At 40.6% G+C, this 21095-nt stretch carries 20 protein-coding genes and 1 pseudogene; 5 read left to right on the top strand and 16 right to left on the bottom strand.

Translation table 11 applies throughout. The features are described from left to right. Positions 1-379: 379 nt before the first annotated feature. Both NSQ29_RS07390 and NSQ29_RS07385 read left to right on the top strand, forming a co-directional pair. Positions 380-718 carry an alpha/beta fold hydrolase gene (locus NSQ29_RS07390; RefSeq protein ID WP_339265762.1) on the top strand — a complete coding sequence of 113 codons (339 nt, stop codon included), beginning with the start codon at positions 380-382 and terminating at the stop codon, positions 716-718. Between the two features lie 62 nt (positions 719-780). Next, positions 781-1455, top strand: a complete 675-nt coding sequence (locus NSQ29_RS07385; protein WP_341124711.1) for a CerR family C-terminal domain-containing protein — start codon at positions 781-783, stop codon at positions 1453-1455. A gap of 56 nt (positions 1456-1511) precedes the next feature. Here NSQ29_RS07385 and NSQ29_RS07380 read toward each other — a convergent pair whose 3' ends face one another. Further along, on the bottom strand, positions 1512-2771 hold the full coding sequence (locus tag NSQ29_RS07380; protein ID WP_341124710.1) for a M24 family metallopeptidase: 1260 nt from the start codon (positions 2769-2771) through the stop codon (positions 1512-1514). Between the two features lie 324 nt (positions 2772-3095). After that, the gene (locus NSQ29_RS07375) at positions 3096-3401 is read right to left on the bottom strand and encodes a MurR/RpiR family transcriptional regulator (protein ID WP_341124709.1); all 306 of its coding nucleotides are present in this window, start codon (positions 3399-3401) and stop codon (positions 3096-3098) included. 355 nt (positions 3402-3756) lie between these two features. Between NSQ29_RS07375 and NSQ29_RS07370 the strand changes: the two genes are divergently transcribed. Further along, on the top strand, positions 3757-4965 hold the full coding sequence (locus NSQ29_RS07370; RefSeq protein WP_341124708.1) for a GNAT family N-acetyltransferase: 1209 nt from the start codon (positions 3757-3759) through the stop codon (positions 4963-4965). 96 nt (positions 4966-5061) lie between these two features. Here NSQ29_RS07370 and NSQ29_RS07365 read toward each other — a convergent pair whose 3' ends face one another. The 13 genes and pseudogenes from NSQ29_RS07365 to NSQ29_RS31500 form a co-directional block, all read right to left on the bottom strand. Continuing rightward, the gene (locus NSQ29_RS07365; protein WP_341124707.1) at positions 5062-5979 is read right to left on the bottom strand and encodes an N-acetylglucosamine kinase; all 918 of its coding nucleotides are present in this window, start codon (positions 5977-5979) and stop codon (positions 5062-5064) included. Positions 5980-6107: 128 nt separating this feature from the next. Continuing rightward, on the bottom strand, positions 6108-7670 hold the full coding sequence (locus tag NSQ29_RS07360; protein WP_341124706.1) for a glycoside hydrolase family 3 protein: 1563 nt from the start codon (positions 7668-7670) through the stop codon (positions 6108-6110). A gap of 17 nt (positions 7671-7687) precedes the next feature. After that, positions 7688-8830: an exo-beta-N-acetylmuramidase NamZ family protein gene (locus tag NSQ29_RS07355; RefSeq protein WP_076141025.1), complete on the bottom strand. Its 1143-nt coding sequence runs from the start codon at positions 8828-8830 to the stop codon at positions 7688-7690. A gap of 98 nt (positions 8831-8928) precedes the next feature. Continuing rightward, positions 8929-9636: a PIG-L deacetylase family protein gene (locus NSQ29_RS07350; RefSeq protein WP_076106428.1), complete on the bottom strand. Its 708-nt coding sequence runs from the start codon at positions 9634-9636 to the stop codon at positions 8929-8931. A 2-nt stretch (positions 9637-9638) separates the two neighbouring features. Continuing rightward, positions 9639-10610 carry a GNAT family N-acetyltransferase gene (locus NSQ29_RS07345; protein WP_341124705.1) on the bottom strand — a complete coding sequence of 324 codons (972 nt, stop codon included), beginning with the start codon at positions 10608-10610 and terminating at the stop codon, positions 9639-9641. Further along, positions 10611-11831, bottom strand: coding sequence for an anhydro-N-acetylmuramic acid kinase (locus NSQ29_RS07340; protein WP_341124704.1), 1221 nt, complete (start codon positions 11829-11831; stop codon positions 10611-10613). Next, on the bottom strand, positions 11831-12691 hold the full coding sequence (locus NSQ29_RS07335; protein ID WP_036688719.1) for a carbohydrate ABC transporter permease: 861 nt from the start codon (positions 12689-12691) through the stop codon (positions 11831-11833). The genes NSQ29_RS07340 and NSQ29_RS07335 overlap by 1 nt, the downstream gene beginning before the upstream one ends. A gap of 18 nt (positions 12692-12709) precedes the next feature. Further along, positions 12710-13612: a carbohydrate ABC transporter permease gene (locus NSQ29_RS07330; protein WP_060622964.1), complete on the bottom strand. Its 903-nt coding sequence runs from the start codon at positions 13610-13612 to the stop codon at positions 12710-12712. Positions 13613-13716: 104 nt separating this feature from the next. Continuing rightward, on the bottom strand, positions 13717-15171 hold the full coding sequence (locus NSQ29_RS07325) for an ABC transporter substrate-binding protein (protein WP_036688723.1): 1455 nt from the start codon (positions 15169-15171) through the stop codon (positions 13717-13719). Positions 15172-15228: 57 nt separating this feature from the next. After that, positions 15229-16134, bottom strand: coding sequence for an N-acetylmuramic acid 6-phosphate etherase (gene murQ, locus NSQ29_RS07320; RefSeq protein ID WP_042189612.1), 906 nt, complete (start codon positions 16132-16134; stop codon positions 15229-15231). A 571-nt stretch (positions 16135-16705) separates the two neighbouring features. After that, positions 16706-17569: a MurR/RpiR family transcriptional regulator gene (locus tag NSQ29_RS07315; RefSeq protein ID WP_060622962.1), complete on the bottom strand. Its 864-nt coding sequence runs from the start codon at positions 17567-17569 to the stop codon at positions 16706-16708. A 305-nt stretch (positions 17570-17874) separates the two neighbouring features. Continuing rightward, positions 17875-18215 (bottom strand): annotated as a pseudogene (locus tag NSQ29_RS07310) (MMPL family transporter); the annotation flags it as partial. Between the two features lie 96 nt (positions 18216-18311). Beyond that, the gene (locus tag NSQ29_RS31500; protein WP_445164874.1) at positions 18312-18467 is read right to left on the bottom strand and encodes a hypothetical protein; all 156 of its coding nucleotides are present in this window, start codon (positions 18465-18467) and stop codon (positions 18312-18314) included. 88 nt (positions 18468-18555) lie between these two features. On the opposite strand from NSQ29_RS31500, the gene NSQ29_RS07305 reads away from it, so the two are divergent. Both NSQ29_RS07305 and NSQ29_RS07300 read left to right on the top strand, forming a co-directional pair. Further along, positions 18556-19257 carry a response regulator transcription factor gene (locus tag NSQ29_RS07305; RefSeq protein WP_076299296.1) on the top strand — a complete coding sequence of 234 codons (702 nt, stop codon included), beginning with the start codon at positions 18556-18558 and terminating at the stop codon, positions 19255-19257. 6 nt (positions 19258-19263) lie between these two features. Beyond that, positions 19264-20655, top strand: a complete 1392-nt coding sequence (locus NSQ29_RS07300; protein WP_341124703.1) for a sensor histidine kinase — start codon at positions 19264-19266, stop codon at positions 20653-20655. A gap of 81 nt (positions 20656-20736) precedes the next feature. On the opposite strand, the gene NSQ29_RS07295 is transcribed toward NSQ29_RS07300, so the two are convergent. Beyond that, positions 20737-21090: a YxeA family protein gene (locus NSQ29_RS07295; RefSeq protein WP_341124702.1), complete on the bottom strand. Its 354-nt coding sequence runs from the start codon at positions 21088-21090 to the stop codon at positions 20737-20739. Positions 21091-21095: the final 5 nt, after the last annotated feature.

Here is a 21095-nt window from a genome sequence, read left to right as displayed (position 1 = left end):
GGCGATTCATCACTATGCCTTTTTGCGTATGATTATCCTATTAACTTAGGATAGGTAATCGACTTGAACATAAATTTTATTATAATCGATTTTAGTGACTATAGGGATGAAATTAACAATTTATCCAGTTTTTTTGCTACACAGAGCTACTCATCTGACAACTGAATTATGGCAAGTACATCTGTTTGAAATTCTATGTAGGTAAAGGATAGGATTTCGGACACTTACTTTAAATATTCCGCAATTTGGATGACTTGTGTGGGTAATAAATAAACATTATCCAACTCTTGTCGAGTGATTCCTATGGACGCTAAAGTGACACTCGGTGCTGAATGTGATTACTCTTACGATTTAATGATGAGAGGAAACTGAACAGCATATGCCTTATTTTGATCGAAATGGTATGAACATTTATTATGAATATCTTCACTCTAACTCTCTTAACCAACAAATAGACGCTATCCTGATTATCCACGGAGCGGGTATGAATTTACGTTCCTGGGATTTGATTGTTCCTTATTTGCAGCAACACTATCATATTCTTCGCTATGATTTGCGCGGACATGAATTGAGCGATAAAGGGCCAGTCAGAGTAGCTTGGAGACTGCTATTCACTCTTTTTCTTCTAGAGCGGCTCAATATTTCTTCTTTTTTCGCTGTTGGTCATGGAGAGGAAGCATATGTGCCGTGCTGCTCGGTACAATCCGTCACTTCATAAAGGAAGTTAGTTTGATTAATTCATTTGAATTAATTATACTCAACAGTATGGAGGAATGGACATTGAATACAAACCTAAGAAACGATATGAATAAAGGAAATGAAGACTCCACCCAAACTCGTTTATTAGAAGCAGGGCTGCGGATCTTTGGATTAAATGGCTATGAAGGCGTACGTACGCGGACCCTTGCAGATGAAGCTGGTGTGAACCAATCGGCGATTCCGTATTATTTCGGTGGAAAAAAAGGATTGTACTTAGCGGTTGCCCGTCGCTTGACAACAGCCGTTCAAGATGATTTTTTGAAGCAGGCTTTAATTGAGACAGAAGAGATTGAGAAACGGTCAAAAGAAGAAGCCGCAGAAGCTCTTAAAAAAGTCATGACGCAATTTTCCAAGACGATGATTGGTAATCATGAAGCCAATGCAAGAAGTGTATTTATCGCAAGAGAGCAGATGCAGCCTACAGAGGCTTATGACATTTTGTATGAACAATTCTTCCAGCCACTACATCAGATGATTGCCGTCTTGGTGAGTAAATTAATGGATCTAGACGCAAAAGATCCAAAAACGATATTAATCGCACATGCAATTGTTGGACAATCGGTTGCGTTCTCTGTGGCGAAGGAAACCTATTTGAGACGCCAAGGGATTCAAGACTTGGATGAAGTACACATTGCTTTGATCGCCAAGGAGCTTGGCGAAATGTCGATTCGTACATGCAGCGGCTATTCTCATTAAAAAGAGGGTACGTAACGAAGACATAAACATTCTTCTATACGTACCCTTTTGCTATTTTACCAAGTTGCCCTCATCAGCTGAGTAGAATTTTTATTTAGTTCAATCCCCTCAGCTTCACCCACGATCACCGTTCCACCAAGATTAATGACCTTCTTACCAATCGCACAATTCGGCTCAAATGCAAACACCATTCCTGTCTTGAGTTCGGTCTCTAACCCTATGGATGGGATCGGCAGCACTTTCCCGTACTCTCTCGCCTCAGGCAACCGTGCAATCTCATCGCCAACCCCAATAAGACCAAATGGACTAATGGAATGAATAAGCGGATGAACGTGCCAACCTCCTGCTTCACGCATCGGCTCATTCATCGCTTTAACCACGTCTCCGAAAGTAGCCCCATGCCGCAGCTCTTTTACTCCGTTCTCATACGATTGTCTCGCTGCCGCTGCCGCCCGCTCAAAATCCGGATGCACAGCTCCTACAGCGATTGAAGGCTGATGCTGCGTCTCTAGCATTCCGAATGATGAAAATACCTCGGCCAAAATAATATCTCCTTCTTGGATCACCCGCGGCTCCTCTGGTCGATATGTCCATGCGGGCAATCCCCATCCTACGAACTCTGGTCCTGATCCCATTAATATCGTTGTCGTGAACCCGACATGGGTCGCACAAGCATTCATCGCTGCCGCATAGATCTCATTTTCTCTCACGCCTGGCTTCGTTGCCTCAAGCATCGCCTGGCACATTTTTTCCCCAACGTTCGCTGACCATTTTAATACCGCGATCTCCTCCTGACTTTTCACAGAAGACAGTGCGAAAAATTTGTGTCCCACAGGCTTAAAGGTCCCATTCGGTAATCCTTTTAGGATCGTTTGCCAAGTATTATAGGGCATGGCTCCATCAAAGTAATAGGGAGGATAAGGCTCTAAGCCAATCACACCAAATGCTTTATTTGTAAGTCCTCTCTCTTCCATAATCTTGACAATGTGCGCACCCATTTTTCCGACATATATATTTTCCGGGCGTATCCAGCCTTGCGTATTCGTATATCCAGCTTGAATATGATCTTCCACAGCAGTGGCTAAAAAGACAACAGAGATCGGCTCTTCATTCTTAGGGAAAATGACAATAGAACCTGGACGCTCATTCGTAAAGTAGGTGTCCGGGTTAAATACAGCAGGGAACGCACCTTCTCGATCTCCATACACAATCAATACATCCACATGCTCTTCTTCCATTAGCTGATTTGCAATGTTCCATCTACGATCTCTTTCCGCAAGTGAGTAGGTAGGGATTCTAGTATCTTGATTGTTCATACCTCTTTCTCCTCCTAACGTTTATTTCTTTCCAGAGTTCATTGCTGATCGTTGCCTTTTGTCATCATCCAACCGTATACATGCGAATGGCCCCCCTCCAATAGATGTCATGAATGAACCTGTTACATTGCAAGTATAATTCATTCATTCGATTAATTCAATTGAATTAAATTAATTGATTTATGTGCAAAAATAGCTCCAATAACTTGGAGAATTAATCTTTAAATCATTAAAATGAAAAACACTATCACTTCAACTTGTTGTAACAGGTTCACTGCCTGCTCATAGATTGTGCATCCAGTTAACTGGCCGTATTCTGAAAGGTCAGTATGGTGTTCGACAGCAATTTATCAATGATGGAATCAACGTTTCATTCGATTCAACATCAAAGTATCTAACATGCGGCGTGTTCTCTACCTCCGCGGATAAACGGATTTTCAGCGCTGGAAAGCCCTCTATTCCAAGCGACCGACAAAAACGAACAACCGCCGCACTACTTGCCTCCGCTTTTGTCGCTAACTCATGTATGGTCATATGCAGCACTTCTTTAGCATTTGCAAGAATGTACTCCACTACTTTTTTCTCTGATTCTGGCAATTCATTTAAGTCTAGCTCAATTTGCGAAATCATACTTCCCCCGCAATTAAACCCGCTCCAACAAATGCAGGAATCATTGGTATGAAAATATTTCCGATTTTTCGCAAAAAGTTCTTGAACGGTTTATCATTCTTCTTTTTAAGCTGCGCCTTCATTTGTGCACTTTGTGCTTGTAATTACTCAGCCGAAGTCGCTATTTTCCCAATACTCATTTAGACTATATTGAGCAATCTAAATTTTGTATCACTTCTATGATTCCACACGTTCCATTATTGACGAAATTTTTTTTCAACATTAAACTATAAGTTAAGAAATTAAATTTCAAAAAAGACCGTTTTTTTCATTTATTAAATTTATCCCAACATTACGGCGCAGGAGGAAATGAAAGATGACGACGACACCAAACATCATCGTAATGAACCATCCAACTAGAGAGCAGCTTGACAAGATTTACGATATTTTAGATGAATGCTTTTCCGTAGGCCGAGCTTATTTCCAAGAAAGATTAGACCTAGACACCACATATGATCCAGATACAACATGGTTTGCGATGGTTGACGATAAGATTGCATCTAATGTACAAATTTTCCCGTTTCATATTAGAGTCGGTCAAGCGATCTTGAAAACCGGTGCAATGGGGAGTGTCGGTACAGATCTAAATTACCGCGGGCTGGGGCTTGCACACAAAATTCTTCATGCGCAGACCAACTATATGAAAGAAACCGATTATGATATAAGCTTGCTTTTGGCTAGCAAGCATGCGTTTTATGAAAAGGCTGGCTGGAGACTTATTCCGGAGACTGCTTTCGCAATTGAAAAACCAGCAAGTTTGGAGCAGCAGCAAAACAGTGATGAAATCATTCCTTTTGAAGCCTGTTATCTCGATGATATCCGTTTCATCTATGAACAATTCAATAAGAATCGTACCTACACCGTGATCCGAAGTAGAACGTATTGGAATGATTTATTGACCTGGCCGGAATGGAAGAAAGTTGACTGCTTGCTCCTTCGCAGAAATGGAAAAATCGTCGCTTATGGCATCATTGAAAAGAAAGATACTGAACAAGTATTTATTAATGAATTATTGTATTTGAACGAAGCCGAAAACGGCGTTGAAGCTTTGTTTCATGCCTTATGTCAGCTGCGCCAAAATGCAAAGCAAATATTAGCGATGCTCCCAGAGGACCATAAGCTATATTCCTATTACCAACAGCATCAAGCAAATTCAATTCAAATCAATATGGCGATGTGGAAAATGATCAATCTCAGTTCAACTTTCCATAAGCTTCAGCCTGAATTAGAAGATCGCCTAAACCGTAGCAACATAATTGCAGACCAGGAGCTGCATATTGCACTTCGCAGCAATGAGGACTGTATCTACTTGGATTATAAGCAAACGCAGCTTTCTGTTTCCGATGCTAGTAATTATACCAATCCCTATACTTCAATAGAAGTAGATGAACGCGAGCTAATGACTTATATCATGTTCGGCTATAATGAAGCAGGCGCAGCAAAGGACAGTACTGAGCACGCTAACATCCTTCAAGCTCTATTTCCGAAACAACAAGCCGTGTTTTATTTGACCGATAAATTTTAAGCCATTTTTGATTCCTACCATTTTAAAATAAGGGTGTGTCGCAAGTCCAACTGCTCGGACTTATGACACACCCTTATTTTTCCATAGCGACAAAGACTAGTCGTTGTTCATTTTTGATCTTCCTAACAGGACAGCACCGTAGGCTGCATCCTTAATCGGCAAAGTCAGCTTTGTTTGCGCGTAGCTCTGTGCGAGCTTTCGCTCCAAGGCTTCTTTCACAAAGCGAGACTTTTGCAGCACACTTCCTGCAATCGCAATCGGACTTTCATATAGCTTAAGCCGTTCAATAACAGGCACAACAAGCTCATATAGATTGGCTGCACATTTCTCCGCTAACGCTATTGCATGTGCATCGCCCTTCTCGCATGCCGTCGTCATAATCGGTGCGAGCTGCGCAATATCTTTTTTCGTCGTATTTTTATCATAAACAAAGCCAATAATCTCTTTCACAGTGCTTAATCCAAGCTGCTCATATACCATCGCTGGGATGAACGTATCGGTTATTCTTCCGTCCTCCACTTGAACTAATACGGATAATAGATCGCGCCCAACGCTATAACCGCTTCCCTCGTCATCAATCAGATGACCAAAGCCTCCTGTGCGATGCTGCTCTCCTTTTTCATTGACCCCAAAGCAAATCGATCCTGTACCGGCAATGAGAATGATGCCTTGCATCGCATTTTGTGCCCCGTATAATGCGGTTTCTTGATCGCCTGTAATCGTTAATGGCCCGATATAACCGTTATTTCTCACATGCTGCTCCAAAAAATTGATGACCAGCGGATTACTTATTCCTGCCGCACCTATACATATATGAGCAACTTCTTGTAAATTACCGCAGTAGAGCCTCGTTTGACTAAAAATTTCCTCAAAGGAGACGGCAATAGCATCAGCATCACCACCGTTATAATTAATAGGCCCTACAGTAAAGGTGAATAAAGAGTCTTCCTGGTCATGCGTAATGGTGACAGCTGTTTTCGTGCCACCCCCATCAATTCCAACGATAAATGCCATACCTATGTCCCCTTGTTGTACTTTTTTCAAAGATAAGAATTTATATGTTTCACGCGATATATTATCCTTATATTTCTCGCACAAACGTTTGCCGTCCTTGAAAGGACGCCGAAGGCGTTTATGCTTGTCTACATCTGTATCGTAATATTGGCGGTGGGTACAACCTCACCATTTAGGATTGGAAGGAGTGATTTGAATGCATCAAGTGTATACTCAAATGCCGCAATTCCGCAGAACTCGCCTTCGATTAACGGTAAATCATACGGGCGACCTAATGTAATGGCCGTTACTTTGCAGCCTGCTGCCAGCAGCTTCTGAACAAGCGCAAGCTGACCTTTGTTTTCACGCGCATTGAACAAGCCGATAACAATATGCTTGTAGCCTTGTACCTTTGGCAGCGCAGCGTTGATTTGCTCCTCGCTCGGGTCAATGTCGATAATCTCATAAGCTGTATTAAAATGCTCCCCCATATATTGCGGAAAGCTAAGAGCTTGATTCAAGCTGCTGGACGCAAGATCGGTGCGGTATGAATAGGAACCCATAAATAACACTTGCTCGTCACCGGTATGAATGGGCTGGAGCTCACCTTTAATGAGGCAGATCGTTTCCGTACGCATTAGCTCATTTGCTCGGCGATGTACATCGCAGCCAACTAGTTCATAATCTAGCTCCTCAATCGTCGCATATTGTGCTTTATAAGCTAAAATTTTTGTAACAGCTGCATCAATTAGCGCTTCATCCAAATCACCGGTGGCTACAGCTTCTTCGATCAAATGAATCGCTTCCTTCACTGTCTCAGGAGTATGACTAATGAATACCAAATCAATACCTGCTTTAACAGCTCCTAACGCTCCTTTTGCCGTACCATAGTATCGTTTGATCGCGTCCATTTCTAAACAATCCGATACAACTAACCCTTTATATCCTAATTTTCCTTTTAATATCTCTGTAATAATGGTATGAGACATAGTTCCGGGCACATCGGATTTTTCAATTTTCGGAAATAAAATATGTGCACTCATAATCGCTTGAGCGCCTTGCTCAATTGCGGCCTTAAACGGCAGCAGCTCAAGCTGCTCTAATTCCTCAAGTGTTTTTTCAATGGTAGGCAAGCCAATATGTGAATCGACATTTGTATCACCATGACCTGGAAAATGCTTAAGTGAGGACATGACGCCTCCATCGAGCAATCCCTTCATCATTTGAATTCCATACTGGGATACTGTTGCAACAGAATCACCATAGGCACGAACATTTATGACTGGATTCAATGCATTATTGTTAACGTCCATAACTGGAGCTAGATTAAAATTAATACCTAATGCTTTCAATTCTCTGGCAGTCATTCTGCCTGCTGCATACGCATTTTCAGGTCGTCCTGAAGAAGCAATTGCCATGGCTCCAGCAACATTGGTCGCGTCTTTAGGCATACGAGTGACTCGACCGCCTTCTTGGTCGATCGTAATAAAACCCGGGATACCAGTATGTGTCGTGTACCATTGCTGCAGCTCAGTAACAAGCTCGCCTAATTGATATTTATTGTCGATATTATGTGAGAATAAAATAATATTGCCGACTTTATAATGCTCAATAACTTCCTTCAGCTCAGGAGTGATCTCGGTTGAAGGGAAGCCTGTTACGAACATTTGTCCAATCTTTTCGCGCAAGCTCATATGTTCTATTGTTCTCATCAATTATTCACCTTCCTCTAGCGATATAAATGATACTGCTGTGTTATTTCTGCAAACTGCTTGCTTTCCGCTGCAAACTGTTCAAGCAGCTGCTTGGCTTGCATATTTTCCGTACGATACATGTTGTCTCCCCCCAGCAAATCGATAAATGGACGAGAGCCCTCCTTCACAGGAGGCAGGAATGAAAATTGCTCGTACAAATCTCTTATCGTAAATAATAAGGTTACCCCAACTTCTAAAGGCCTCAGCACTTGGAGATCTGTAATGTAAATTTGTACCCCGCCGCATAGCTCGCCACAATGTTTAGATGACGTTGGCTTGAAATGAACTGGACGAAAAAGCACACCCGGGATACCTTTTGCATTCATCTCATCTGCCAATTGCTGCGCTTGAATGAACGGAGCACCAATCATTTCAAACGGGAACGTTGTGCCTCGTCCTTCCGAGCAGTTCGTGCCTTCAAATAAACATGTTCCTGTATATAATAAAGCTGTTTCATATCGTGGCATTCCAAGTGAAGGATGAACCCAAGTTAGTCCTGTATCCGGGAAGGACATGCTCCGTTCCCAGCCTTCCAAACGAACGACATGCAGCGATGCATTCCAATTCATTTGATCATTTGCCATCGTTGCTACCTCACCTGCTGTTAAGCCGTATCGCACGGCTAGCTCGTAATTTCCAACAAATGATTTGAAGCCGGGCTTCAAGACATTCCCTTCTACCGTTACCCCGTTAAGCGGATTAACACGATCAAGAACAACAAATTCTACACCTGCATTTGCACAATCTTCAAGTGCATACAGCATCGTATAAATAAATGTGTAATAGCGTACACCAACATCTTGAATATCGTATACAATGATGTCTACTTCATTCAGCATTTCTTTTGTTAAACGCTTGGAGTCTTTACGGTACAAGCTATAGACTGGAACATTCGTAAAAGGATCCATGTAAGTGTCTACTACTGCCCCTGCATCCAAATCTCCGCGAACGCCATGCTCAGGTGAAAACATCGCAGCAAGATTAAAATTTTCATGTAGTATAGTAATCGTTGATGCAAAATCCTTCGTAAGACCTGTCGGCGCTGTAATCAATCCTACGCGCTTACCTTCGAACAAATAACGATAATTCGTTATAGAATCAATCCCATTTAACACCATATGAAGCTGCCTCCTAGCTGCTTTTTCGCATAAATGAATAGAACAAGGGAATGTTTCCTGCTATACATAGAAACACTCCCTCTTAGCTAGTTGAATAGTTACCAAAGACTAGACTGCCTAACCTTCACCGTTTCAGCAGGCACCATAAATGCTTCTGCATATGTCTTTCTTGCTTCACAGCCGCGAACAACTGCTAGTGCTTTATAGTAATCCATGTATTTGAAAGATTTGCTATTCGTCACAAACCAATGCTTGCTTAAAGCATCTATCCATAGATCAAATGCCGCTTGATCGAAATCCACATATACGTAAGGGACATAATCAACCGCATCCTCCCAGTTTTCGGAGTAATATAATCTTGCTGCAAAGTGCGCGGGGAGCGCTCGTTCAAAGGATGATAGACTTGCGAAGAAACGGGCATCATTTACGATATGATGCGTTAGCGCATGGTCCTTATGCATACTGTTTTTCCAGTGTGTAATAATAATGTTAGGCTTCACGCGACGAATTACATCACAAACCTCCATACGAATTTCTTGATTGTCAGGCAACTCTCCGTCACAATAATCATCGAATACAATGGCTTCACCGCCTAGCATATCCGCAAAAACCTGTGCCTCTTTCACTTTTTGCTGACGATATTCCTTCATATCCTGTCCTGCCGGGACCCCTCGTTCACCCGCAGTTAACGCTAGTGTCACAATGCGATCTCCCTTTAAACTATGACTAGCGAGCACACCACCAGAAGCTAGTTCCACATCACCAACATGCGCTCCAATTGCTAATACTGTGAATTTTTCGCTCATCTTTAAAGTTCCCTCCGCAATATAGAAAATTGTTTTTCAATAGTAAAGCCCGCTTTTTGATAGATTCGAAGAGCCGGATTATTATTTCCAGTGAATAGAGAGATATATTGACAGCCCACATTTTGAAAAGCTTCAACCATTCTGAAAAATAATACACTGCCAAGGCCATGACCCTCATGCTCTGGGTGCACTCCAATACCGCAAAAAAATGCTCTACCATTAGACTGTGAAATAATTGGACCTGCAAAGCCCACAACCTCGTTGCCGTACACAGCTACTACAAGTGGTGCGTCAACCTTCACATAAGTAACAATATCCTTCTTCCACTGCGGATTTTGCAGGGCAGCAAGCGTTGCTTCAAGCCCTGTATGTAAATCAGGGACATAGGACGTAATGTAATAGTCCTTGCTATTTGCATTGGTTTCCTTATCTAAAATATCTTCTGGAACTATAAAGCTTCCGAGTTTTAAATACATGCCGCATTGCGTAGCTCGATCTTCGTAGCCTCTAGCCATTAAAGCTTCATATAATGGCTGGTCCTTACTGATACCCGGGGCATTATTATGCTCATGCTGAGGTGCACTTGGTATACTCCACTTCAGCTTAACAGGGTTGAAAAACAATACATCCGCTTGTCTTTTCCCAAGTTCTTGGAATCTTTCTTCTAAACGCAATAGAAAAGCATCGTAAAGCTCCAGAGAAGCCACATGGGTATCTATAATAACACTCGTAATATAACCGGCCACATCTCCAAGAGGGAGATCGTCACCGCAGCAGCCAGCTGCAAAACCAACAATCCCTTTTTCGTCACAGCCTACCCATATACAGTCAGCGTCAAAATAAGGATGGTCGATGAATGTATCTTGAAACTCTCGCTCTGTAAATGGCTTATAATCATATTTTGTAGCCTCACGATTCCAAAGCTCTACAACTGCAGAGTGATCTTCAATTGAAAAGGGTCTGATTTGCAACATTTAAGCCTCCTGTGAACGTCCAATATAGGGCCAGGAAATTTTGCCCATTACTACTGGCTGTGAAGCTCCAGTTACTAGCGGGATATTGTTTGGTAAGCGCTCCATCGTGTAATACGCTAGCAGAGCAAAAGCAATTGCTTCCTTAGCATCACTATTACCACCGATATCCTCCTGCGTCAGCACCTGCACGTTATGCGGTGCAAATAAGTGCTGTAAATCACGCAAAAGCGTCTTGTTATAGCTTCCACCGCCGCCAATTAACAATTGCTCAGCCTGGTGCTGCGGTGCAATATACCGTTCATAGCTATCGACGATGCTCCAGGCAGTTAAGTACGTAGCTGTTGCAACAACATCTTCTGCTTTCCAGTGATTAACCTTCATCATTTCAATAATTTGTGCCACGTATTGTTGGCCAAACCGTTCTCTGCCTGTCGATTTTGGTAACGGCATCGTATAATATTTATCCTGCTGCATCCATTTCAATAACTCATCAATCACTTGACCGCCCGCACCAATTTCGCCATTAACATCCATTGTCATTGGTGCAAATAATTGCGATACAAGGCCATCGATAATCATATTTCCAGGACCCGTATCAAAAGCAAATACCTCATCCGGTGAGGCATTTACAGGCAAAACAGTCACATTGCCTATTCCGCCAATATTTTGCATCAGAAGTGTTTTCTTTGGATTGTTAAACAATAAGTATTCGGTAAATGGTACTAACGGAGCTCCTTGTCCACCCATTGCCATGTCAGCAACTCGAAAGTCTGATACGCAAGGAATTCCTGTGCGATTGGCGATAACTGCACCATCCCCAATCTGAACGGTACAATGCAGATTATAACCGCCCATAACATTCTCATCCGGAGCATGATAGATTGTTTGACCATGCGATCCTACTGCGAATATTTGCGAAGGCGAAAGGCCGCATTTCCCTATAACGGATAATGTGGCTTGGGCGTATAATTCGCCAAGCCACATATTCATTGCTCCAACCTTATCAATCGTAGCGCTAGCGGGATCAAAAAGCTCAAATATGGAGTTTCTAACTTGCATCTCAAAAGGTGTGTTTTCAAAAGCCAGTAATTCAATCTCTACTCCATGCTCTTTTTCGGCTGATGGGAAAAGCTTAACTACTGCTGCATCAATACCATCTACTGATGTACCGGACATCAAGCCAACTAAGTATGTTGCATCAACTTTTGATTGTTTGTCCATTAACCTTTCACCGCTCCAACTGTTACCCCTTCAAGGAAGTATTTTTGTAAACTGAAGAACAAAATAAACATTGGAACTGCTGAAATGGTTGCCCCCGCCATCATCGGTGCAAAGTAAGTTGTATTCGCAAAGCGAAAGTTTTTCAAGCCGACCTGAATGGTTTGCATATCCATCGTATTCGTTACTAGGAACGGCCAGAAAAAGTCATTCCATGCCGCCATGAACGTTAGGATTGCTAGTACTGCCATAATTGTTTTAGATAGAGGCATAATGATATACCAGAAGATTTTAGGCTGGGAACAACCTTCGATTTTAGCAGATTCAATAATTTCACCTGGAATGGAGGACATGAACTGCTTAACCAAGAAGATATTGTATACCGTTACTATGCTCGGCATAATCAACGCTGTGTACGTATTTTGTAATTCAAAAATGTTTACGATCAAAATATATAGTGGAACCTGAGTGACTTGAACAGGAATCATCATAGATCCCAGCAAAATAGCGAACAAAATGTTTTTCCCTTTAAATTTCATTTTTGCAAAAGCATATCCAGCAAGTGTAGCAAAAAATACGTTAGATACCGTGATACACGCTGCCACTATAAAGGAGTTCAATAACCAGTCCCATGTATGTGGGCTGAAGTTAAAGAAGAATTTATAAGATTCAAATGAAATCTTCGATGGTAGGATAGAATAGCTCATTGCACCAGCTTCTACCGGATCACCGAACGAGGAGATGACCATAAAGTATATCGGGAATATGGTAGCTGCGGCAAATAGGATAAGGAACGTAATGTTTGCACCATTACGTATAAACAGATACCCTTTGCTTCTTAAGCTATTGTTGTACAAACCCATAGTATTCTGCTCCTTTTCCTAGTATTCTACATCTTTACCTATAAACTTGAATTGAAGGAAAGATATAAATCCGATAATCGCTGCTAGAACTAATGATTGTGCCGCTGCCTCACCAAACTCAAAATATGTGAACGCATTGTTAAAGATTAACAAACCTACCATTGTTGTTGCATGGTCTGGTCCACCGCCTGTCATAAGATAAGCGTTTTGGAATACTTGGAAGGAACCGATAACACCAGTAACAAGTAGGAATAGCGTTGTTGGCTTAAGGAAAGGGACAACGATAAACCAAAGCTTTTGCAGGAAAGACGCCCCGTCAATTTCAGCTGCTTCATAATAGCTGTTATCAATAGCGAGTAATGCGGCTATATAAATAATAATTGCTGTACCATGACTTGATAACCATGACATTAACACAAGTGAGAACATTGCAGTTGCACTGGAACCAAGCCAGTTTTGATTTTCAATACCTAAAAAACTCACGAGCTTATTGGCAATACCTGATTTTAACGGATCGAAGATCCACAGCCACACAACAGAAAGCGCTACACCAGATGCTACGGCTGGCAAGTAATATAGTGCTTTAAAGATCGTTTGTGTTTTTTTCTTGAAAGGAATAATCAAAATTGAAATTAAAAATGATAGAAGAATATTAAACGGAACAGTTAATAGCGTATATACTAACGTGTTTTTCAGTGCTTTCCAGAAAAGTTCATCTGAAAACGAGTTAACGAAGTTATCCATGCCAACAAAAGTGGATCCTAATGGACCATATTTTTGTAAGCTGATAATAAAAGCATTGATGACTGGATATGCGGTAAATAAAGAAAACGCAATAAGTGCTACTGCGATAAACGCGTATCCCCAACCTGAGTCACTTTCGAGTTTCAATTTTTTTCTTTTAGTCAACGTTTGATTCATTGGGTCGCACCTCTCTTCTAAAAACAGTACAAGCTCTAGCTAATTTAGAAGGAAAGCTGTACGTTCTAGCTACGCACAGCTTTCACATGTCAGCCTACGACAGACTAGTCAACTACAATACCATCTTTACCGAAAGATTTAATTGCAGCTGCTTTAACTGCATCATACATTTCTTGTGGAGCAATCTCATTTGCAAGTAAGGCTTGTAGTTTAGGAATAATAACTTCTGTTTCAATTTTTAATGCTTCAGCAGCCAGATCAGTAGGAATATCTGTACGAGCCGGAAGCGCTTTTGCCATCATAGCTTTACCTGCAGCAACGTTATCTTCGTTACGAGGGAATTTTTCAAGTACTTCTGCATTACGTGCAGATTCAGTAATTGGTGATAAGAACAGCTCATTACTGTAGTTAGCAGCAATTGAACCAGAAGACAAGAAATTCGTTGCTAGGGCAATATTTTTGATGTGCTCTTCAGATGGAGCTTTTTTACCACGAAGTGCGATATAACCATCAACGATTGAAGTAGGGACATAATCGGCACCGTTGAATGTTGGGACTGGAAGTGAAATATAATCAACTTCAATAGAATCTGCAACAGCTGAACCATCGTTCGCTTTAATCTTCTCATTGTTTAGACGAGCAGAGTTTTCAAATGCAGATAAACCTTTACCTGTGATCATCGTTTGACCCGTTAGGAACATGTTCCACCGTTTACCAGCATCGATAGAGCTTAGCTCTTTAGGCATAGAACCATCGTTGATCATTTCGCGAATAGATGTAAGTAGACCCAAGAAGTTTTTGCTTGTATACGTATATTTAAGATCTTTATCGAAGTAATCTGGTAAACCTGCAGTTTTAGCAAGAATAGCTAGATAGTCTTTAGATGCTACACCAGATGTTGCGAACACGAAACCATAACGAGTAGTTTCACCTTTATCATTTTTCACTACGCCTTTAGAAATTGCATTACGGAACTCTTCATAAGTCCAACCGTTTTGTTGAATGCTTTTCCAATCAATTCCGGCTTCTTCAAGGAATTGTTTGTTACCACCGATAGTGTGGATTTCCATATACGCTGGTAGGCCGTATTGAGCGTCACCTAGTTGGAAATATTTCAATGGAACTTCGTCATAATCTGCCTTGGCTTCATCAGAAAGGGCACCGTTAAGGTCGATTAGTACATTAAGTGCTGCATATTTCGAAATTCCCGAAGCACCGATAAAAGCAATATCTGGAGGAGAACCTGCATTTACTTGAGTATCAAGTTTTTGCGTCATATCTTCCCAGCTCGCTGGCTCGATTTTCAAAGTCAAGTTAGGATGTAGTGTATTAAATTCTTTTTCCATATCAGCAAAACGTGTTTGATAGTTCGCTGATATCGGAGGTAAAAGTGCTGTAATCGTATCCTTTTTAGGCTCAGAACCACCGTTACTAGTTCCTGTGTTACCGGAATCTGTAGAAGCTGGAGCGTTATTTCCGTTTCCTCCGCAAGCCGATAATAGTGATACCATCATGATTCCTGACAAAAACAGAGTTAATCCACGTGATCTTTTTTTCATCGAAAACAGCCTCCTCAATTATTAATAGCATCCATCCTGTTATTCCACTTTTCACACCTAAACCAATGATGAGATTGCCTGTTTCAAGCGTCCTCCGTTTGCGTTAAGTACTTGTTCTGCTTCTTTTGCATCTAACCCCGATTTAATCATCATAATTGCCAGCTTACAGTTCATAGATGCTTTTTCAAGTGTTTCTGCGGCGGTTGATGTATCTACACCAGTCGTGTTCATGATGATACGAATCGAGCGATCTACGAGCTTAAAATTACTAGCCTTCAGATCAACCATCAAGTTGTTGTACGTTTTCCCTAACTTGACCATTGTGCATGTTGTCAGCATATTAAGCACCAACTTCTGAGCAGTTCCTGCCTTTAATCGAGTCGAACCGCTAATGACCTCAGGTCCTACAACAGGTGTTATACAAACATCTACAATGGGTTCGAACTTTGAGCCTCTGTTGTTACAAACACCGATAGTGGCTGCTCCAAGTTCCTTTGCTTTCGCTAAAGCTGCAATAACGTAGTTTGCACTACCGCTTGCCGAAATCCCAATAAGTACATCTTTGTTTGTTACACCAATGCTTTCGATTAATGCGATCCCTTCATCCATATCGTCTTCACAGCCTTCAACCGCAGTACGCAAAGCAATATCACCACCAGCAATATAGCCCTGCACCAAGGAAGGATCTGTACCAAAGGTAGGAGGACATTCGGAAGCATCCAGAACACCTAATCTTCCTGATGAGCCAGCTCCTATGTAAAACATTCTTCCACCATTAGACAACCTATGATGTAGAATATCTACCGCCTTTGCAATCTGCGGAATCTCCTCAGCTATAGCTCTGGGGACCAGTGCATCTTGTTGATTCATTAACTGGATCATTTCTTCCGTAGTACATTCATCAATCATTAATGTGTCTGGATTCACAGCCTCTGTTGTCAATCCCGCAAGGTAGTCATTCATAGCCATCCTCCTTCTTCCCAGCCTTAATCTGTCATGTAATTAACAAAACGCGTTAGATTAACTTACAATTATTATGTTCTTATACTAATACAACACCGTCGCTTCGTCAATACATTTTGAAATATAATTTCATAAAGAAAATAAATTCTGATGTTTTATTTCATTCCTTACACACTATGTTATACCACATTTATAAAGCGCTTACAAGATGCAATTTAAATTTTTACCAATTGCTTTGATCGCCATGGCTCTAAGGTTAAATCGATTTAAAAAAAATGTATTATTTGCTGATTGTCGCTCCAAACGAAACATAAAGTTACATCATCCGTGTTCAACCGGATGATGTTTCGTCTTCGATTCCATTCATTTTCTTCCTCATAATTGTGTGCCAAGCTATTAATTATTGAATTAAACTACTTATTATATTCATTAGATCAACGTATTCATCATGTAGATAATCTGACATGGATTGATAAATAGTATATTTAAGTATACGAAGTGAATGAAATACAAAAAAAAGAAAGCATTGATCCATGATCAATGCTTTCCTCCACATTCATTCTATCAGAACCTAATTTCTAAGTTTTTTCTTTAATATATTATGCGTTTTTGTTAAGTAGGTTTTTACTTCTTCATATTCTGCACTTGCGACACCAGCAAATAATATGTCGATGATCGTAAGCATCGCAATACGCGAGCCCATAGCCCCACTGCGGATTGTTATTTCAGGTGTGGATATGCTCAGTACAATATCCGCCCGCTCCGCAAGCTCACTTTTATTGTACTTCGTAATCGCAATACATTTCGCTCTATTCTTTTGGGCAATTTCCAGTGCATCAATAATATCACTAGTTGCTCCAGAGTTAGAAATGAAAATGGCAACATCATCTTTCTCAAGTAAAGTTGCTGCCGTGAGCTGACTATGACCATCTGTATAGGCATGACACATCTTATTAATTCGAGAGAACTTCTGTTCCCCGTCCATACAAACGAGTCCCGAAGCACCTATTCCAAAGAAAACAATTCGCTTACTATGACATAGTAATTCTACAGCTCTTGTAATTTCTTTTCGATCAATAACACTAAGCGTATCCTCAATGGACTTGCAATTATTCAATGAAATATTTGATATAATTGTCGAGAGATCATCACCTGGCTGAATATCTGTATATTGAGCCTTTGAATCCTCATCACGAGAACCCAAAGATGCCGATATACTCACAATAAAATTGCGGTATCCGCTGTAACCCATCGTCTTACAGAAACGAAGGACAGATGCATCGCTTGTCTTACTCGATTGAGCCAATTCCTTAATCGACAAATGAGGGATCTCTTCCGTATTTTCTAAAATGTAATCTCCGACCAATCGTTCAACTGGTGTAAAACTCTCTCGCATCTCACGAATTTTAATTAATACGTTGTCATTTAGACTCATAATCTACCTACTCTAGATTTAATTAACACCTTTAATAATATCATAAACAATATAAACAACCTATTTCAATAACAAAATACGTTTTGGCATATCAAAAGCAAATATTAATTAATCTATTAAAATCATCCTACTCTTAGATCATCTGGTGACTTTACGTTGATTATAGCGTAATAAAGTTGTAAGGTATAGTCGATAATTATATACCTTCTGATATGGTGAAACAAGGGACCACAAAGGTCCCCGAAGATTCTTTCTATTGTTCTCAGCATACGTATAACGCATGTATTTTTAAATTTTACTGCCGTCTAAATATGACTCGATTTATCAACTACATTCTTTGATGTAGCACCGTTGCTTGAACCATTTAATTTGCTAGCAAGCTGCTTTAATGCAGTCAAGAACACCGGCATGGCCGCTACACTTAGTAATAATAGTGCAATGATTAATACGAATGCTACCTGTATAAGTGTCATTACGCCCGAAGGAATCAACGCGGCGCAGGTGCCTCCTAGAATAAAGGCAGCAGACAATACTACACCAACCATATAACGTGATGCCACTCAATTCTTGATCCAACATCCCCTTCAAGCTCGTTGTACCGCATCATCAGGAATATGCTGTAATCAACGCCCAGAGCTGCAATCAAGCCATCTAATGGCATTCCAAAAGCTGTCTGCAAGTTCTTCTTCGAGCTCAAGCGAATACAGTAACTCACCTTCTTCCATCATTTTAGCGAACATCTTCAAAGGGCCATATACAGTGCGATCAATGCCATGGAAGGCAGGGGGCGAAACAATTTTTCCTCCTTACCTGATTTGGCTATATCTAGAATGAATTTTAATAAATCACCGAATATTGCTTTGCTATGTTCGTCTAAGTAATACCCATCTTCATGCAAGCCTTTCTTTTGCGATTTTTTTGCGCAAGAAATAAAGAGTCCTTTATAATGTAATAATGTACATAAAGACGGATTTGGAGGAAAACAAATGGCAAGTCATAAATGGGTATTAATCATAGACGATGAAGATGATTTAGCTCGTCTGATGAAGGCAGTTTTACATAAAGAAGGTATTGCAGACGTTGTAACTGCCGGGACAGTTGCAGAGGGCTGGGACAAGTTTCAGGAGTATAATCCTGAGCTTATATTGCTAGATATTATGCTACCAGATGGAGAAGGATATGACTTATGCAGAAAAATTCGGGAAACATCAAATGCACCGATCTTATTTATGTCTGCAAAGGATGAGGAAATTAATAAGCTGTTAGGACTGGCGATAGGTGGCGATGATTATATTACTAAACCGTTCAGTCCCAAAGAAGTTGCCTATCGGGTAAAGGCACAACTGAGAAGAGCTGGCTTTACAGAGGAAAAAAAGGCTCCGAAAAGTTTGCAAGTGGGCCCCTTTGAGCTCAGTGCCAATGAGACAGAATTAAAAAAGAATGGCGAACCCCTTGTGCTTACCGCCAAAGAAGTCGGTTTAATGAGCTGTTTCATGCATCATCCGAATCAGATCATAAGCAAAGAAACCTTGTTTGAACAGGTATGGGGTGAAGATTTTTTTGGTTCCGATAATACAGTGATGGTACATATTCGGCGCTTACGCGAAAAAATTGAGGCCGACCCTTCAAATCCTTCCTTTATTTTGACGGTTAAAGGGTTAGGTTATAAATTAAATACCAAGGAGTGAGACTAGTTGAAATGGAAATTGACACTCCGCTTTTTAAGATCGGTTATGACTATTGTTGTGATCGTTGGTATTGTAAACGCGATTTTGTTCCTTTCCTTATTCGTTATAAAGGTAAATAATAATAACTTTGGCACTGAAGAAGCATCTGCAGAAACCTTTAGCCGGACCTTTTCACAATACGTAGAATTACAGGCTGGCAAACCTGTTGTGAATGAAGAAGGTCTCAAAAAACTACAAGAAATGAGCGCCTGGGTACAATTCTTGAATGACCAAGGGGAGCAAGCAGCTGCCTTTTATACCCCTAAAGAATTGAAAACAGAGTATTCTCCTATTGAAATTGTACAAATGTATAAATATAAAGAATTAGATGCACGCACGACGGTTTTTGTCAGCGAAGCCCAAAATTTCAGTTACTTTTTAGGGATTAATAATCCAAAAATAGGCCGGTACGTAATGACCTATGACTACGCTAAAATTTTCAAAGATGTTAATGTTTTTCTTTTCATTTTTTTAATCGTTGATGTGCTTATTGTAATCCTCATTGGATTTCTATTTGGGAAAAAGTTAACTGCACCCCTTCATACATTAATAGAGGGTATTCAACAGCTCAGGGAACGACGTTTTAAGAAAATGCCTACTCCCAAAGGTGTTTATGAAGATGTTTTTCGTAATATGAATGAACTATCTGAAAAGCTCGATCGACATGAAGAGGAACGTAAACGTCTCGATCAAATGCGTGAGGAATGGATTAGCAATGTTTCACATGACATGAAGACACCACTTGCTTCTATTCAAGGTTATGCAGAATTTATTAACGACAGTGCCACAGATTTAACAGCCCAAGAATTACAGGAATACACGTCAATTATCAAGAGTAAATCGATGTATATGAAAGATCTGTTAGATGACCTCAATTTAACGACACGTTTGCGTAATCACCAGCTATCCCTGCAATTTGAAGAGGTGAATCTCGTTCAGTTTCTACGAGAATTAACGATTGAACTTTTAAATGACCCGACCTTTGGTGAACCGCAGATAGAGTTTGAGGCAAATATGGTTAAAGCCGTACATAAAGTAGATAAAAAATTACTAAAACGAGCGATCCTTAACTTTATCTACAACGCGCTGGTGCATAACGATGAAAATGTTGTGGTGAAGATTCGAGTGGAAACCATTAGTCCGCATACCCAAATTACAATTTCTGATAATGGCCAGGGTATTCCAGCTAAAGATCTGGAACAGGTTTTCGAACGCTACTATCGGGGTACAAACACAACGAGTAAGCATGGAACTGGGTTAGGTATGGCCATCGCCAGAGATATTATTTGGGCTCATGAGGGGAAACTCGATTTGACGAGCGTTGAAAATACCGGTACCACCATTACTATACTTTTATAATACAAATGACTTACCTACTCATTAGCAGAGAAAAGGGCTGTTCTCCACTTACTTTATTGGAGACAGCCCTTCTTCAATCTATTAGTTTTTTAGTGCCTTTAGCGGAATATCCTCTAATTTCACTTCATCGTATGAGGAGACTTGATCACCTTTTTTTACATACATTTTCAAGTAGGCGCCTTTACGAAGATTTTTTTGTGCATTAAATTCCAGTGGAATTGTATTACCTTTGGCATTTGTAGCCTCTAGTGTATAAGAATAAGAGGTCATGACTGAACCATCGCTCAGTTTATATTCATGGGGTTCCCCATCCTCTGTGATTTGTAAGTAGTAATTTTCAGCATTGAAGCGATTGAAATCAATCTTGGCTATAGCAAAGACCCCTACAACTCCAATAACAAACAAAATACCCATAGTAATTAGAATTTTTTTCATCTCAA

It is taken from the genome of Paenibacillus sp. FSL F4-0236 (assembly GCF_038000135.1).
Lineage (GTDB): Bacteria > Bacillota > Bacilli > Paenibacillales > Paenibacillaceae > Paenibacillus_AQ.
This window is presented reverse-complemented; position numbering and strand designations above follow the sequence as displayed.